The 15,367-nt window shown below is 69.6% G+C and carries 13 protein-coding genes and 1 pseudogene; 9 read left to right on the top strand and 5 right to left on the bottom strand.

The features are described 5' to 3' along the window. Nucleotides 1–10 precede the first annotated feature (10 nt). The 6 genes from NVU01S_RS15225 to NVU01S_RS15200 all read left to right on the top strand — a co-directional run bounded on the left by NVU01S_RS15225 (nt 11) and on the right by NVU01S_RS15200 (nt 4,363). Nucleotides 11–406 (top strand): hypothetical protein, encoded by a 396-nt coding sequence (locus NVU01S_RS15225; RefSeq protein ID WP_156161983.1) that lies wholly within the window; start codon nt 11–13, stop codon nt 404–406. A gap of 103 nt (nt 407–509) precedes the next feature. Further along, nucleotides 510–1,679 (top strand): thiolase family protein, encoded by a 1,170-nt coding sequence (locus tag NVU01S_RS15220; protein ID WP_043681872.1) that lies wholly within the window; start codon nt 510–512, stop codon nt 1,677–1,679. Continuing rightward, a complete protein-coding gene (locus NVU01S_RS15215) occupies nt 1,676–2,689 on the top strand; it encodes a phosphotransferase family protein (protein ID WP_043681869.1) in 1,014 nt (337 codons plus the stop codon). Before NVU01S_RS15220 ends, NVU01S_RS15215 begins: the two co-directional genes overlap by 4 nt. Then, nucleotides 2,686–3,429 (top strand): SDR family NAD(P)-dependent oxidoreductase, encoded by a 744-nt coding sequence (locus NVU01S_RS15210; RefSeq protein ID WP_043681866.1) that lies wholly within the window; start codon nt 2,686–2,688, stop codon nt 3,427–3,429. The genes NVU01S_RS15215 and NVU01S_RS15210 overlap by 4 nt, the downstream gene beginning before the upstream one ends. Nucleotides 3,430–3,520: 91 nt before the next feature. After that, nucleotides 3,521–4,099 carry a pyridoxamine 5'-phosphate oxidase family protein gene (locus NVU01S_RS15205; protein ID WP_043681863.1) on the top strand — a complete coding sequence of 193 codons (579 nt, stop codon included), beginning with the start codon at nt 3,521–3,523 and terminating at the stop codon, nt 4,097–4,099. Nucleotides 4,100–4,153: 54 nt separating this feature from the next. Then, the gene (locus tag NVU01S_RS15200; RefSeq protein WP_041564666.1) at nt 4,154–4,363 is read left to right on the top strand and encodes a TOBE domain-containing protein; all 210 of its coding nucleotides are present in this window, start codon (nt 4,154–4,156) and stop codon (nt 4,361–4,363) included. A gap of 3 nt (nt 4,364–4,366) precedes the next feature. Here NVU01S_RS15200 and NVU01S_RS15195 read toward each other — a convergent pair whose 3' ends face one another. The 3 genes and pseudogenes from NVU01S_RS15195 to NVU01S_RS15185 all read right to left on the bottom strand — a co-directional run bounded on the left by NVU01S_RS15195 (nt 4,367) and on the right by NVU01S_RS15185 (nt 7,792). Then, nucleotides 4,367–6,313 carry an MFS transporter gene (locus NVU01S_RS15195; protein ID WP_043681860.1) on the bottom strand — a complete coding sequence of 649 codons (1,947 nt, stop codon included), beginning with the start codon at nt 6,311–6,313 and terminating at the stop codon, nt 4,367–4,369. A gap of 318 nt (nt 6,314–6,631) precedes the next feature. Next, nucleotides 6,632–6,958: pseudogene (locus tag NVU01S_RS45235) on the bottom strand (transglycosylase family protein); the annotation flags it as partial. A 366-nt stretch (nt 6,959–7,324) separates the two neighbouring features. Further along, nucleotides 7,325–7,792, bottom strand: coding sequence for a PaaI family thioesterase (locus tag NVU01S_RS15185; protein WP_043681857.1), 468 nt, complete (start codon nt 7,790–7,792; stop codon nt 7,325–7,327). Between the two features lie 317 nt (nt 7,793–8,109). On the opposite strand from NVU01S_RS15185, the gene NVU01S_RS15180 reads away from it, so the two are divergent. The 3 genes from NVU01S_RS15180 to NVU01S_RS15170 are packed head-to-tail and all read left to right on the top strand — an operon-like array spanning nt 8,110 to nt 13,552. Further along, complete coding sequence (locus NVU01S_RS15180; RefSeq protein ID WP_244467542.1) at nt 8,110–9,195, top strand: SMP-30/gluconolactonase/LRE family protein; 1,086 nt, start codon at nt 8,110–8,112, stop codon at nt 9,193–9,195. Further along, nucleotides 9,171–11,867 carry a glycosyl hydrolase family 65 domain-containing protein gene (locus NVU01S_RS15175; protein ID WP_043681854.1) on the top strand — a complete coding sequence of 899 codons (2,697 nt, stop codon included), beginning with the start codon at nt 9,171–9,173 and terminating at the stop codon, nt 11,865–11,867. Before NVU01S_RS15180 ends, NVU01S_RS15175 begins: the two co-directional genes overlap by 25 nt. Before the next feature lie 53 nt (nt 11,868–11,920). Then, entirely contained in the window at nt 11,921–13,552 is a 1,632-nt protein-coding gene (locus NVU01S_RS15170) for a BCCT family transporter (RefSeq protein WP_043681914.1), read from the top strand. Between the two features lie 3 nt (nt 13,553–13,555). Here the strand turns inward: NVU01S_RS15170 and NVU01S_RS15165 are convergent, their stop codons facing one another. Beyond that, the gene (locus NVU01S_RS15165; RefSeq protein WP_063048130.1) at nt 13,556–14,191 is read right to left on the bottom strand and encodes a response regulator; all 636 of its coding nucleotides are present in this window, start codon (nt 14,189–14,191) and stop codon (nt 13,556–13,558) included. Then, nucleotides 14,188–15,363 carry a sensor histidine kinase gene (locus tag NVU01S_RS15160; protein ID WP_043677234.1) on the bottom strand — a complete coding sequence of 392 codons (1,176 nt, stop codon included), beginning with the start codon at nt 15,361–15,363 and terminating at the stop codon, nt 14,188–14,190. The genes NVU01S_RS15165 and NVU01S_RS15160 overlap by 4 nt, the downstream gene beginning before the upstream one ends. Nucleotides 15,364–15,367: the final 4 nt, after the last annotated feature.

The following is a 15,367-nucleotide window of genomic DNA, read 5'->3' as shown; positions in this document are numbered from 1 at the left end:
GGCACGCTGCGTGCCATGCCGAGCCTCCGCCCTCGATCTGGACGATGACGCCACCCGGCGCATGGTTCTCGACAACCTCGCCGACCTCGATCGGGAGACCCGCAACACCTACACTCGTTTTGTCCGGCATGCCGCCTCGGACGCGGCCACCAAAGCCCTGGAGGAACTCATGGCCAGCTCCATCTACCGCGACGAATTCATGGACGGCCTGCTGGATCAGGGGCGCGCGGAAGGCGAGGCGAAAGGTGAAGCGAAGTCGCTGCTTCGAATTCTCGCCGTGCGTCGCTTCGACGTCCCCGACGACCTCCACACCCGCATCATGGCCTGCACCGACACCGAACAGTTGGAGAGCTGGATCGAGCGGGCCGTGGTCGCCGAATCACTGGCTGCGGTCTTCGACCTCTGACGTCGGAACTCCGGGACGAGTGATCCATCAACGGCGGCAACTGTGCGAATCCGTGTTAACTTAGACGAGAATCGCAGGTAACTTAAGTTGATCGGAGAGGGCTATGGGGTCCGCCGTAATCGTTGATGTGGTGCGCACGCCGTCGGGCAAGGGCAAGGCCGGGGGTGGGCTCGCCGACGTACATCCGGCGACCTTGCTGGCGGGGGTGTTGCGCGAGCTGGTGGCGCGCAACGACTTGGACCCGGCGCTGATCGACGATGTCGTCGGCGGGTGCGTGACGCAGAGCGGTGAGCAGGCGTTCAACATCAGCCGGACGGCGGCACTCGCGGCGGGCTTCCCGGAGTCGGTGCCCGCCACGACGGTGGATCGGCAGTGCGGGTCGAGTCAGCAGGCGGCGCACTTCGCCGCGCAGGGGGTGATCTCCGGGGCGTACGACATCGCGATCGCGTGCGGTGTGGAGTCGATGAGCCGCGCGCCGATGTTCTCCAACGCGCAGGGCAAGGATCCGAACCAGGGCCCGCTGGCCCACCGCTACCCCGAAGGCCTTGTGCAGCAAGGGATCGCGGCGGAGGTGATCAGCGCGCGCTGGAAGTTCGACCGGGCGTCGCTCGACGAGTTCGCCGCGCGTTCGCACCGGCTGGCCGCCGAGACGGCCGCCGCGGGCGGTTTCGACCACGAACTGCTCGCGGCGGGCACATTGACCGCGGACGAGACGATCCGCCCCAGCACCACCGCTGCGGGTCTGGCCGCACTGCGGCCCGCCTTCGTGGACGACCGGTTCACCCAGCGCTTCCCGGAGATCGACTGGTCCATCACGCCGGGCAACTCGTCGCCGCTGACCGACGGCGCCTCGGCGGCGTTGATCATGAGCGAGGCGGCGGCGACCAAGCTGGGTCTGCGTCCCCGTGCCCGCTTCCACTCCTTCGCCGTGGTCGGCGACGATCCGCTGCTGATGCTCACCGCGGTCGTGCCCGCCACCCGCAAGGCGCTGGCGCGGGCCGGGCTGACCATCGACGAGATCGACGCCTACGAGGTGAACGAGGCGTTCGCCCCGGTGCCGCTGGTGTGGCAGCACGAACTCGGCGCGGACCCCGCCAAGCTGAACCCGCGCGGCGGCGCGATCGCCCTCGGCCACCCGCTCGGCGCGTCGGGCACCCGCATCCTGGCCACCCTGGTGAACCATCTCGAACAGACCGGCGGCCGCTTCGGCCTGCAGACCATGTGCGAGGCGGGCGGGCTGGCCAACGCCACCATCATCGAGCGGCTCGGATGACGCCCACGGGTCTGGATCTTCCTGCGCTGCAACAGTATTTCGAGCAGCATGTCCCGGACACGGCGGGCCCGCTGACCGCGACACTGCTGCAGGGCGGCAAGTCGAATCTCACCTACCGGCTGAGCGACGGCACGCACGACTGGGTGCTGCGCCGCCCGCCGCTCGGCCCGCTCACCCCGACCGCGCACGACATGGCCAGGGAATACCGTGTCGTCGCGGCCCTGCGCGACACGAATGTCCCGGTCGCGCAGGCGATCGCGCTGTGCGCGGACACCGCGGTGATCGGCGTCCCGTTCGCGGTGGTCTCGTTCGTGGACGGCCTGGTCCTGCAGGACGGGGACCAGACGGCCGCACTCACCACCGAGCAGGCGCGGGCCACGGGCAACGCCCTCGTGGATACCCTCGCCGCCTTGCACGCGGTCGACTACGCCGCCGTCGGACTCACCGAATTCGGCCGTCCCGCGGGATATCTGGGTCGGCAGGTGAAACGCTGGCACGGCCAATGGGATCGGGTCGCCACCCGGGAGCTCGACGCACTGGACCGGCTCACCGAGGCCCTGCGGCGCACGGTGCCCGAGCAGGCGGCCGAGACCATCGTGCACGGCGACTATCGCCTGGACAACACGATCGTGGACCGTACCGACCCCGGCCGGATCGCCGCGGTCGTGGACTGGGAGATGGCCACGCTCGGCGACCCACTCGCCGATCTCGGCCTGCTGCAGGTCTATTGGGACAATCGCTGCGAGCCGGTGCTCGGCGTCCGGCATGCCCCGAGCGCGAATCCCGGTTTCCCGAGCAGCGACGAGGTCGCCGAACGATATGCCGGCGCCACCGGTTTCGCCCTCGATCAGCTGCCGTTCTATCGCGCGCTCGGCTATTTCAAGCTGGCGGTCATCGCCGAGGGCATCCATCAGCGTTTTCTCGCGGGCAAGACCGTCGGCGATGGTTTCGCCACAATCGGCGCGGCCGTCCCGCTGCTGCTCGACATCGGCCTGGAGACCCTCGGATGAGCGCGGCCCGCAGCGCGCTGGTCACCGGCGGTTCCCGCGGCATCGGCGCCGAGGTGGCGCGCCGCCTGGCCGCCGAGGGTTACGGCTTGACCATCGCGGCACGGAACAAGGACACGCTCGACGAGACGGCGCACCGCCTGCACGCGGAAACGGGGGCCGCGGTGAATCCCGTTGTCGCGCAGATGAACGACCCCGCGCAGGTCCGGAAACTGGTACGGGCGCACGCGGACCGCTTCGACGGCCTGCACGCGCTGGTGCTCAGCGCGGGTACCGGCACCGCGGGCACGGTCGCCGAGATGCCGCCGAAAAGCTATGAGCGGATGCTGGACGTGAACTTCCGCGCTCCCCTCGCGCTCATCCAGTCCGCGCTCCCCCTGCTCCGCAAGAGCGCCGCCGACGACCCGCATCGTGGCGCGAAAATCGTTGCGCTCGCCTCCATCACCGGCGTCGCGGGCGAAGCGGGCTTGGCCGCGTACGGCGCGACCAAGGCCGCGTTGATCTCGCTCTGCGAAACCGTTTCGCTCGAGGAGTCCGACAACGGCGTCAGCGCGACCGCGATCTCCCCCGGCTATGTCGACACCGATATGACGGCGTGGAAACGCGACGTGCTCGCCGCGTCGGCGATGCTGACCACCGGGGACATCGCCGAACTGGTGCTGGCGATCACGCGCCTGTCCCGCAATGCCGTGGTGCCCAACATCGTCGTCTCCCGCGCGGGTGCGCAGCTCTGGCGGGCCTAGGGGTGATCTAAGCCTCAGCCGCCCGGCGACCGGGTGTCGCGGCGTTACGCTCATCGTGTCCGATCGTGGGACGACATGGGAAGGGGCCCCGATGGCGAAGGTCTTCGCACATCTCGATGACGCGCTCCGCAAGTTCATCGGCGAGCAATCGATGTTCTTCGTGGCCACCGCACCGTCCGAGGGCGGCCGGGTGAACCTGTCCCCCAAGGGTTATCGCGACACCTTCGCGGTGCTCGACGAGCACACCTTCGCCTACCTCGATCTCTACGGCAGTGGCGCGGAGACCATCGCGCACCTGCGCGACAACGGCCGGATCACCATCATGTTCTGCTCGTTCACCCGCACCTCGAAGATCCTGCGGCTCTTCGGCACCGGTCGTCTCGTCCGGCCCGACTCCGCCGAATTCGACACGCTGCGGCCGCATTTCGGGCTCCAGCATCCGGGCCTGCGCGGTGTCATCGTGGTCAGCATCGACCGGATCGCCGACTCCTGCGGGTATTCGGTCCCCTATCTCGAACTCGTCGACGAGCGCCCGGTGCTCGACGCGCTGCACGACCGCCGCGGCGACGACGACTTCGCCAAGCGCATCGCGGGCGACAACGCGACCAGCATCGACGGCCTCCCCGCCTTGGAGCCGGACCACCCGTTGCCGTCCGCGATTGCGCGCTAGACACCGGGCTCGAGATCCGCGGCGGGCGTGCTCGCGGTGCGTATGCTCGCCCGCATGCGACTGAGCACCCGTAACCAGCTGGACGGCACGGTCATCTCGATCACCCGGGGCGAGGCCATGGCCGTGGTCCGGGTCCGACTCGCGGGCGGCGACGAGATCACCTCCTCGATCACCCGGGACGCCGTCGACGATCTGGCGCTCACCGACGGCGCCCGGGTCAAGGTGCTGGTCAAATCGACCGAGGTCACCCTCGGCGTCGAATAGCCGCTAGCGCGCGGTCGGCACCGGCGTCAGTTCCGCCAGCTCACGCTGGACCACCCGGTCGTGCTCGGCGGCGGCGGCCGCGGCCCGCCGCGGTGACCAGTGCCCGGCCATCAGGAAGACGAACGGCAGGAACGCGACCTGCGCGAGCAGGCAGATCCACCACCAGCGGGCCCACTGCTCCGGCGAATCGGCCCTGGCCTGCTGCACCTCTTTCCCGTGCGCAGCCAGGTACGCCTGGTCGGCGGCGGGAATGGTGCCGACCGTCTCCAACTGCGCCCGGGCCTGGATCAGCTTCGGGCCCACGGTGGTCGCGCCGGCCAGTTCGGCGGGCGGGATCTGCTGGACCGCGGTGAGCCGGGCGATCGCCTGATCCGGCGGGATACCGAACTTCCGTGCGACCTGACCCACGGCCGCGAGTCCCGCGTTGGCGTCGGCGGGGTTCGCGGCGAGTGCGGCCTGGGTGGCGGGTTCGATCGCCTGCAGCGTCGCCAGTTCGTCCGGGTAGCGGGCGTTGAGCGCGAACGCCGCCTGGATCTCGGCGGGGGTGGCCCCGGTCAGCTTCGTCAGCGCCGCCAGCTGGGCCGCCTGGTCGTTCGGGTCTTTGCCCAGTGCCGCCAGGGTTTCCGGCCCCACCTGCTGGATCGTGGCGAGCTGGGGACCGTAGCGCGTCTGTATCTCGTGCAACCGCGGACCGTGGTTGACCAGCGGCCCCGCCGCGTTCACCACCACGAGCAGCCCGAACAGCACCACGGTGACCACGCCGCGCAGCGTCCCGCCCCAGACCGCGAGGCCCACCGCGGTCGCCGCGGGGTTGCGCTGCTCGACCGTCTCGGTGAAGCTCGCCATCCAGGTGGAGTAGGCGATGCCCGTCCCGATCGCGATCAGGGCGAACACCCAGGCGAAGGTGTAATAGCCGGTGTCCGGGTCGTCGGTGTACCCGATGAACAGGTACATGCCGACGATGCTGAGCACCGCGCCGATGATCATGAACGGCTTGCGCACCTTGAGATAGTCCGAGGCGAGCCCGGCCAGTACCAGCGCCACCGCGTTGGCGGTCCAGTACCAGTTGCCCAGTGCGTTCGCCTTGGCCGGGCTGAAGCCGAAGTTGGTCGCCATATAGACGGTCAGGAACGACACGATCGTGTAGAAGAACGCCAGGAACAGGCTGATCCCGAACGCCGAACCGACGATGTCCAGGTGCAGCATCTGGCGCCACTGTCCCTGCTCGAGTTTGCGCACGTCCAACCCGCGCGCCCGCGCCTCGATGAGCGCCCGGTCGCGCAGCGACACCATGATCTGGTCGCGCAGCGGCGGGCTGAGTTCCCGCAGGCCGACCACCGCGAACACCGCGATGACCAGACAGATCACGCCGCAGAGCCGGTAGTGATACTGCCAATCCGGGTGCGCGTCCAACGTCCTGGTGGAGATGCCGGTGGTGACCAGCGCGCCGATCACCGGACCGAGGGTCCAGAAGCCCATCGCCGAGGCCCGGCCGAGCTGCGGCGAGAAGTCCCGGATGAGCGCGGGCGTGGCCACCAGCACCGCGCCCTCGACGATGCTCACCACGCAGTAGACGAAGAGGTACTGCTCCTTCGTCGTGGTCGCGGGCACCGCGAACAACGTCAGCAGCGAGCAGATCACCACGCCGTAGGCGACGATGTTCGCGCGCCCCCAGCGGTCGAGCACCCCGGCCAGCACCGAGGCCACGGCGCCGAAGGCCGCGCCGATGATGAAGATCCAGACGAAGTAGGCGAACGACAGCTCGAAGTAGGCGATCAGTTCGTTGCCCACCGCGCCGGTGACGAACAACTGGTAGTAGAGCGCGATCGAGGTGACGACGACGACCGTCAGGTACCAGGAGCGGGCGGGGGTGTCGGGATAGTGCGGTAGCTTGCGCTGCCACAGCCCGGTGAGAAGCGTCGGTGGGGCTGCGGTCCGGGTCGAACTCATGGTCGAGATGCCTTTCTGACCACGGCATCTCGGCTGGATCTACGGCGATCCAGCACCGAGGGAGCCGGGTGGCAACAGGGTAGTGATGGGTATCACCACGCGCAGGCATTTCCCGGCCCGAGACCGAAACGTGTTCTAGTTCCGAAAGATAGGACGAAATATCTGAATGCTCGCTGCGCACACCTTCATTCGATGTCACGCGAAACAGCGCAGCGCCAGGGATATCATCGGAAAACTCGACGCTTTCCCCGGGTGACGCAATCGCCCCGAAATAGCCCGGCGCCTACCGCGTTTCGCGGCAGGCGCCGATCGGCGTCAGAGGTGGGCGCCGCAGACCGGCCAGGCGCCGGCGCCCTGGGTGGCGAGCACGTTCTCGGCGACCCGGATCTGCTCGGCCCGGCTCGCGTTGCTCGGCCGGCCGACACCGCCGTTGGCCTCCCAGGTGCTCTGGGTGAACTGCAGCCCGCCGGAGAAACCGTTACCGGTCTCGATGGCCCAGTTGCCACCGCTCTCGCACTGCGCGACCGCATCCCAGTTGTGCGCGGACGCGGTGGCGGTGGACAGGCCGAACGGGACGACGACGAAAGCGCCGAGCGCGGCGGTGAGGCCGAGGGCACGAGCGCTGAACTTGCTGTTGAGCGACATAGGAGTTTCCTGCCTGCGCCCACCGGCACGACCGTCGAGGTCGCGTCCCTGCCCCCAGGTAGGTCGGGGATCCTCGGACCGTGGGACAGGGTTACCGGCGTTCAGCGGTCCGAGTTCGAGCCCGTCTTCGATCGGGCTTCGGCGACGGTAGCGAAGAATTCGCTGCAAATCACGCGGTGATCACGGACGAATTGTCGACACAAACTGAGAGGGCATTGCTATTTCCCGTTCCGAGCAGCCGGAAAGGGTCATACGAGCGTTCAGTTATCGTTACGTTATGTGCCCGAGATCACAGCGAAATTGTGTTTCCGCTCGCAACGTCCGGTGCCGAGTCCCGGTCAGCGGGACGCCGCCACGCCGACGCCCCTACTTGCCGTGGGCGCGCAACTGGTAGAGACCTTCGGTTTCCGCGACGACCACCCCGGCGGCGTCGGTGACCACGGCCCGCAGCGTGAAGTCGGACTTCCCGTTCGCGGCGGCCTCGGCCTCGATCCGGGCGATCTCCGCGTCGGACAGGGTCGCTTCGGCGCGCACATCGGTCTTGGCCGGCTTGCGGAAGTACACGTGCAGGTCCTTCACCAGCGGGTAGTACGCGGAGTTGTCGAAGGTCGCGATGGCGATCGCACCGCCGAGGATCTCGGCGACCGTGAAGAGCACCCCGGCGTACATCGCCCCGAAGTGGTTGCCGTTGCCCTCGACCGGCACCGTCGTCGCGGCGAAGCCGCGGCGCACCTCGGCCGCCGTGATACCCATCCGGTGCGCGACCGGAATGGTGAATTCCAGCGCTCCGTTGATGATTTCGGTGAACGGCGGGGTCGCCACGTCGTCGGTCATATCGCACCAGTCCCTTCACACGCCGGGCGCGACGCACCTGGTCGCCGCCCATCCGGCCTCAGAAAAGGGTAAACCGGACCTGGCACGCCACCGCCACCGACATCGCCGCCGATTTCGGGTCCGCCGAGGCATACTGCGCTGTGCCATGGGCATACCGCACGAGTCGCCGCCGCGACCGGCGGGCGACGCACCAGGCCGCCGCTGCCGGAAACGGTTCACCATCGGCGCACCCGTCGGGAAAGGGAAACCATGAGTGAGCGAATCATGTCACAGCGTGCCTCGCGCATGACGGAACCGAGCGCCAGCGAGGTGCAGTCATGAGTGAACTGCGCAAGGCGGCAACGGTATTGGCGGCGTTGGCGTTCGCGACGGTGTCCGCCGTGGCCGCGCCCGCGGCCCAGGCCGCACCGGTGTGCGCGGGTGCCGGGCAACCGACCATTCCCGCCGCGGCGCTGCCCGGCGCGCTGGAGGGGCTGACCGTCGACGCGCGCGGCCGGGCGTACACCACCGACCTGGCGACCGGCCGGGTCTACCGCATAGATGCTCCGGGTGCGGTCCCGGTGCCGATCGCGACCGTGCCGAGCGGCGGCGGGGGCGCGCTGGCCTGGACACCGCAAGGCACACTGCTCGTCGGCTACGGCGCGGACGCCCGCGTGTTCGCGGGCGACGCGCTGCGGCAGGCGGGCATCGTCGAACTCGATCCGGACACCGGCGCGCTTACCCCGTTCGCGGCCGGACTCAGCGCGGCCAACGGGATGGACGTCGCGCAGGACGGAACGGTCTACGCCACCAACGATTTCGGTGCGCTGATCGGGCGGGTGTATCCGAACCGCGTGGTGCAGGCCGATTGGGCGGCGTTCCCGAGCGCGAACGGCGCGGTGCTCGGCAAAGACGACGAATACTTGTACATAGGAAGGACATTCGCCGACCCGGGGGTGAGCCGGATTCCGACGGCGAACCCGGGCGCACCCCAGTCGCTGCTCGACCTGGGCGGCGCCGACGCGCTCGCCGCGCCGGACGGGCTGACCTTGGATTCGCTGGACCGGCCGGTGGTTCCGCTGAACACCGCAGGACAGGTGATCCGCATCGACGCGCCGAATCAATACTGCGTGCTCGGCGGCGGCAATCCGCTGACCAGTGTGCTCACCTACGGCCGCGGCCCGACGGGCTTCTCGGCGGGCCGGCTGTTCGGGGCCACGTTCACCGGCGTGATCTATGAGATCCCCGGCGGCTTCGACCCGGACGCCACTACCGCGACCCCTGAACCGCCGCTCGGCCAGAGCCGCGACGACTGCTGCCCGAACGCGACGCCGGACATAGGATGGCCCCGTATCGCTGAGCACCACACGATCATCCATGCAGTACATGGAGGTACGGTTTGGCTTCGCGCACCAGGTTCCTGATCGCCACCGCGTTCGTCGCCGCAGTGATTCTCGTGGCCTGCGGTGTGCTCTACGCCGTCCGGCACACCGGGGAGGCCGACGCCGCGCACGTGTGTCCCGAGGACCCGGCCTCGTCCGATCCCGGCTGGATGTCCTCGAACACCGACGTGGACGCCGCGTTCGACCAACATCCGTTCGTCGGCAACGGCTATCTCGGGCTGCGTGTCCCGCCCCGCGGCACCGGCTACGCGCTCACCGGTGAGCCGTCCGGCTGGCCGCTGTACACGCCGCGCTACGACGGCGCCTTCGTGGCCGGGTTGTACGGGCACACACCGGGTCTGGCCGACGATAGGGAAGTCGCCGCGGCGCTCCCGAACTGGTCCACGCTCACCGTCGGCGCCGGTGCCGACACCTTCTCCACCGCGACGCCCGCCGCGCAGATCACGAAGTTCGCGCAGTCGCGCTATCTGCGCTGCGGGCTGGTGCGCACGACGCTGACCTGGACCGGCACCGACGGCAAGGCCACCGACCTGGTGTACGAGGTGTTCGCCGACCGCGCCGACCAGCATGTCGGCGCGGTCCGGCTGACCGTGGTGCCGCACTGGTCCGGCGAACTCACGGTGACCGATCGCCTCGACGGCGCCGGAGCGCGCAGGCTCACCCCGGTCGACGCCGGCCCGCGCGGCGACGGGATCGGCGTCGGTTTCCGCACCGAGGGCACCGGCGTTCCGGGCGAGGTCGCCTCGGTGTTGCGCACCGGGCATCCCGTGCGGCCCGGACCGGCCCGCGAACTCACCGCCGAACAGCAGAGCAAGTTCCCGGTCGAAGCCGGGAAGTCTTATGCGATAACCAAATTCGTCGGCGTCGACACCCAGCTCACCGCCCCCGAGCCCGCCGCCGCGGCGCGCGCCGCCGCACAGCGTGCCGCGGACAAGGGCTGGCCGGAGCTGCTGGCCGGTACGGCCGCGGTCTGGCGCGCGCTGTGGCGCGGTGATATCGAGACACCCGACGCCCCCGAGTTGCAGAACTGGGTGCGGGGCGCGCTCTATTCGCTGTACTCCGGCACGAATCCCGAACAGGACAACAGCCTCTCACCGGTCGGGCTGAGCAGCGACAACTACGCGGGCGCGGTGTTCTGGGACGCCGATATCTGGATGTTCCCGGCCCTGCTGCAATTCGCGCCCGAACTCGCGAGATCCGTGGTGGAGTACCGCTACAAGACGCTGCCCGCCGCGCAGGCCAACGCCGCGCAGCTGGGCTTGCGCGGCGCGTTCTATCCCTGGACCAGCGCGAGCCGGGGCGCGCTGGCCGAATGCCACAGCTGGGATCCGCCGCACTGCCTGACCCAGATCCACCTGCAAGGCGATATCTCGCTCGCGGCCTGGCAGTACTACCTGGCCACCGCCGATACCGGCTATCTGCGCGAGCGTGGCTGGCCGATCCTGCGCAACCTCGCCGAGTTCTGGGCTTCCCGGGTGACACCGAACGACGACGGCAGCTATTCGATCGAAAACGTCGCGGGCCCGGACGAATACAGCAACGGCGTGCGCGACGGCGCCTACACCAACGCGGTGGCGGCACTGGCGCTGCGCCATGCGACCAGCGCCGCGCAGCTCGTCGGCGCGCCCGCCCCGCCCGAATGGGTGGCCATCGCCGATCGGCTGCGCATGCCGTTCGACGCCGAACGGCAGATCTTCGCCCAGTACGACGGCTACGCGGGCACACCGATCAAACAGGCGGACACCGTCCTGCTCGTCTACCCGCTCGAATGGCCTATGCCACCGGAGGTTTCGGCCAGGACCTTGGAGTATTACGCCGAGCACACCGATCCCGACGGTCCCGCGATGACCGATTCGGTGCACGCCATCGACGCCGCGACCATCGGCACGCCCGGCTGCACCACCAACACCTACCTCGAACGCGCGGTGCGCCCGTTCATGCGCGCGCCGTTCGGGCAGTTCGCCGAGGCGCGCGGCAACAAGGTAGGGGTCAAGGACGCACTGGCGGGCGCGCCCGCCTTCACCTTCGGCACGGCCGCGGGCGGTTTCCTGCAGACCTTCACCAACGGCTTGCTCGGCCTGCGCCAGCGCGCCGACGAGATACGGGTCGATCCGATGCTGCCGCCGGAGCTGAGCACCGGCCTGCACCTGCGCGGAATGCGCTGGCAGGGCCGGACCTTCGACGCCGAACTGGGACCGGACCAGACCAGGATCATCCTGAAAGACGGTGCGGCCATGCAGGTCCGCACGCCGACCGGCGTCGCGACGGTCAGCCGGGACGAACCGCTGACCCTGCCGACCCGCCGCCCGGACCGCACCCCCACCGACAACCTCGCCCGCTGCAAATCCGTCACGGCGAGCGCCGAGGAACCGGGGCGCTACGCCGACGCCGCAGTCGACGGCAGCGTCGGCACCGGCTGGGCGCCGGGCGCCGGACCGGCCACCTACACCGTCGACCTCGGCGCCGGAACACCGGTCGGCCGGATACTTCCGCGCTGGTCCGGCCCGGCCCCGGCGGCCACCTTCGAGGCCTCGCCGGACAATCACACGTGGACCGCGGTCGACCTCGAGCCGGCCACCGGCGCGCCCACCCGCCCGCTCACGACCCGCTACCTGCGCCTGACGCTGTCCGCCCAGGACCCGGCCGCCCGGCCGGACCTGCGGGAGCTCGAGATCTACGCCGCACAACGGTGAACGGCGGCGCGTCCCTTCGGCTATTCGGCGGTTACCCGTAATAGTTGATCGCGATGGCTACCGAGACAGACAAGACCTCGACCACGCCGGATCTGCGGCTCATCGGCATCGGCGTCACCGCGGTGGTGGCCGCCGCCGGGTGGGCAGCCCTGGGCAAGGACAGTTTCGGCACCGCCTCCGAGACCGCACTGAACTGGGTGCTCGGCAACTTCGACTGGTTGTTCGTGGTGTCCGCCGACGTCTTCCTGGTGCTCTGCGTGGTGATCGCGGTCAGCCGGTTCGGCCGGATCCGGCTCGGCAAGGACGACGCCGAACCGGAATTCAGCAACCTCGCCTGGATCGCGATGATGTTCAGCGCGGGCATGGGCATCGGCCTGATGTTCTACGGAGTCGGTGAACCGCTACAGCATTTCGTCGAGCCGCCGCCGTCGACGGGCATCGCGCCGCAGACCGCCGCGGCCGCCGGTACCGCCCTGCAGTATTCGCTGTTCCATTGGACGCTCACGCCGTGGGCGATCTACGGCATCGTCGGGCTCGCCCTGGCCTACGCGAGTTTTCGGAAGGGGCGCGGCAACCGGCTCTCCGCCGCGTTCGTCCCCCTGCTCGGTGCCCGCCGGGCCGCGGGCTGGGCCGGACAGGCGATCGATCTGCTCGCCGTGTTCGCCACCGTGTTCGGCACCGCGACCAGCCTCGGGCTCGGCGCGCTCCAGGTCGCCAAGGGTTTGCAGCTCACCGCGAACGCGCCGGACACGGTGACCGTGCAGTTGGTCATCATCGGCGCGCTGAGCGCCGCGTTCGTCCTGTCCGCCTTCTCCGGTCTGCACAAGGGCGTCAAGTGGCTGTCCACGGTGAACATCGCGCTGGCCGCGCTGCTCATGGTGTTCGTCTTCGTGCTCGGCCCGACCGTGTATGTGCTGGACAGCATTCCGTCGAGCATCGGCAACTATCTGACCAACCTGCTGCCGATGGCCACCAGGACCGGCGCCTACGCCGATTCGACCTGGCTCGGCAAATGGACCATCTTCTACTGGGCCTGGTGGTTGTCCTGGGCGCCGTTCGTCGGCACCTTCATCGCGCGGATCTCGCGCGGGCGCACCATCCGGGAGTTCCTCATCGGGGTGCTGCTGGTGCCCAGCGGGGTCACCGTGGTGTGGTTCTGCATCATGGGCGGCAGTGCGATCCGGTTGAGCAGCACCGGCGTCGCGGATCTCACCGCGAACGCGGCCGACGCGCAGGCCTCGCTGTTCGACATGCTGGGCGCGCTGCCCCTGGGCACGGTCACCTCCTGGGTGTCGATGATCCTGGTGATGACCTACTTCATCACCAGCGCCGATTCCGCCTCGCTCGTGATGGGTTCGCTGACCAGCCGCGGGGCGCTCAATCCGCCGTCCTGGCTGGTGGTCACCTGGGGCATCCTGATGGCCGGGGTCGCCGCCGTGCTGCTCGTCGCGGGTGGCCTCAGCGCCTTGCAGACCGCCACGATCCTCGTGGCGCTCCCCTTCGTCCTGGTGATGCTCGCGCTGTGCTGGTCACTGTTGCAGGAACTCCGCGAGGACCCGGGCGCGGGGCCCGCCGGCCACCATCCGCTCTACGGACTCCGAGACGCGGTGCGCGCCATGGTCGGTGAGGCGATCAGCGAACGCGAGCCCGCCCGCAAGCCGCGCCGCCGTACCCCGCCACCGTGACCCTCAATTCCGCTTGTGCGCGTAGACCGCCAAGCGCACCCGGTTGTCGCAGCCGGTTTTGCTCATCAGGTTCGCGACGTGTGTTTTCACGGTGGTGACACCGAGGTGCAGGCGGTCGGCGATCTCCTGATTGCTCCAGCCCGCACCGACCAGGGACAGCACCTCCCGTTCGCGTGAGGTCAATTCCGCGTGCACGGCAGGTGATTCCGGTTCGGGCCGGGTGGCCACGGCGCGATCGACGAGGCGGCGCAACAGGTTCGGGGAGAAGAGCAGGTCGCCGTCGGCGGTGCGGCGGATGGCCGCGAGCAGCTCGCTCGGCTCGGTGTCCTTGATCAGATAGCCCGCGGCCCCCGCGGCGAGCGCCGGAAACAGATGCTCGTCGTCGCCGAAGGTGGTGAGCACCAGCACTTTCGCCGAGGGGCGTGCTCCGACGATCTGCGCTGTCGCGGCGACACCGTCCAGGCCGGGCATGCGCAGATCCATCAGGATCAAATCGGGTGCCAGTTCGGCCGCCGCCCGGATGGCCGCGACACCGTCGGCGGCTTCGCCGATCACCTCGAGGTCGGCAGTGGCGTCGATCAGCATGCGCAGGCCCGCCCGAACCAGGCGCTGATCGTCGACCAGCAGCACGGTGATCACGCCACGACCGCCGCTCGGCCGGCGGCGCCGGGCAACCAGGCGGCCACCGCCCAACCCCGCGCGGTCGCACCGACATCCAGCGTGCCGCCCGCGAGCTGCACTCGCTCGCGCATGCCGACGATGCCGTGGCCCGCCGAAGCCGCTGTCGCACTGCCCTTTCCGCCACTGTCGACGTGCAACCGCACCCCACCGTCGCGATCGAGCACGTCGACCCGGACCGGTACCGCCGGATCGGCGTGTTTCATCACATTGGTCAGCGATTCCTGCACCAGCCGCAGCAGCGTCAACCGTCCGATCGCGTCCAGGCCCGCCGAACCGAGCGCCAGCTCCGCGTCGACGGTGAACCCGGCCACCCGCACCCGCTGCACGGCGGCCGTGATCTCGGTGCGCACCGCCGCCGCGTCCACGAGCGCGACCTCGCCGAGCGCCGGATCGCGCAGTGCCGCGAGCAGACGCCGAATGTCGGCGAGCGCGTCGGTGGCGGTGTCGCGGACGTCGTCGAGCACCGCGGTCATGGCCGGGTCCAGATCGGGTGCGACGTGCCGGGCGATGCCGACCCGCAGCACGATCGAGGCCATGTGATGGGCGACCAGATCGTGTAACTCCCTGGCCAGCGCGCTGCGCTCGTTCGCGCGGGTGCGCAGTTCGGCATCGGCGCGCCGGGCTTCGGCGTCCGCCGCGCGCAGCCGCAGGCTCGCCGCCAGCGCCCGCTGACCGCGCAGGTACAGGCCGAGCAGCAGCGGCACGCCGACATAGGTACCCGCCTCGACCAGAATCGCGGCCCGCGAGAGGGACGCGTCGTGACTGCCCCACCGCCCGAGCAGGACCGCGCAGGCCCAGCAGGCCGCCGCGAGCACCACCCGGCTGTTGCTCCGGCTCCGCATCACCGCCTCGACCAGGGCGACGGCCCCGAGATACGGCACCAGCCCGGACAGGCCCCAGGCCTCGGTCCGGAACATCGGCACGGCGAGCGCCGCGAGTGCGATCGCCATGGCCAACGGCCACCGCCGGCCCACCACGAACAACCCGCTCGCGACCATGGCCAACACCCAGTAACCCCAGGGCACCCGGTACTGGCCGGGGAAGGTGCTGGCGACCAGCAGCAGCGGAACCGCGACGAGCGGGAGACCACGAACGGCCGACCGCACGGCGGGCCGGGAACCCATCTCCATCACG

It is taken from the genome of Nocardia vulneris (assembly GCF_001613425.1).
Taxonomy (GTDB): domain Bacteria; phylum Actinomycetota; class Actinomycetes; order Mycobacteriales; family Mycobacteriaceae; genus Nocardia; species Nocardia vulneris.
This window is presented reverse-complemented; position numbering and strand designations above follow the sequence as displayed.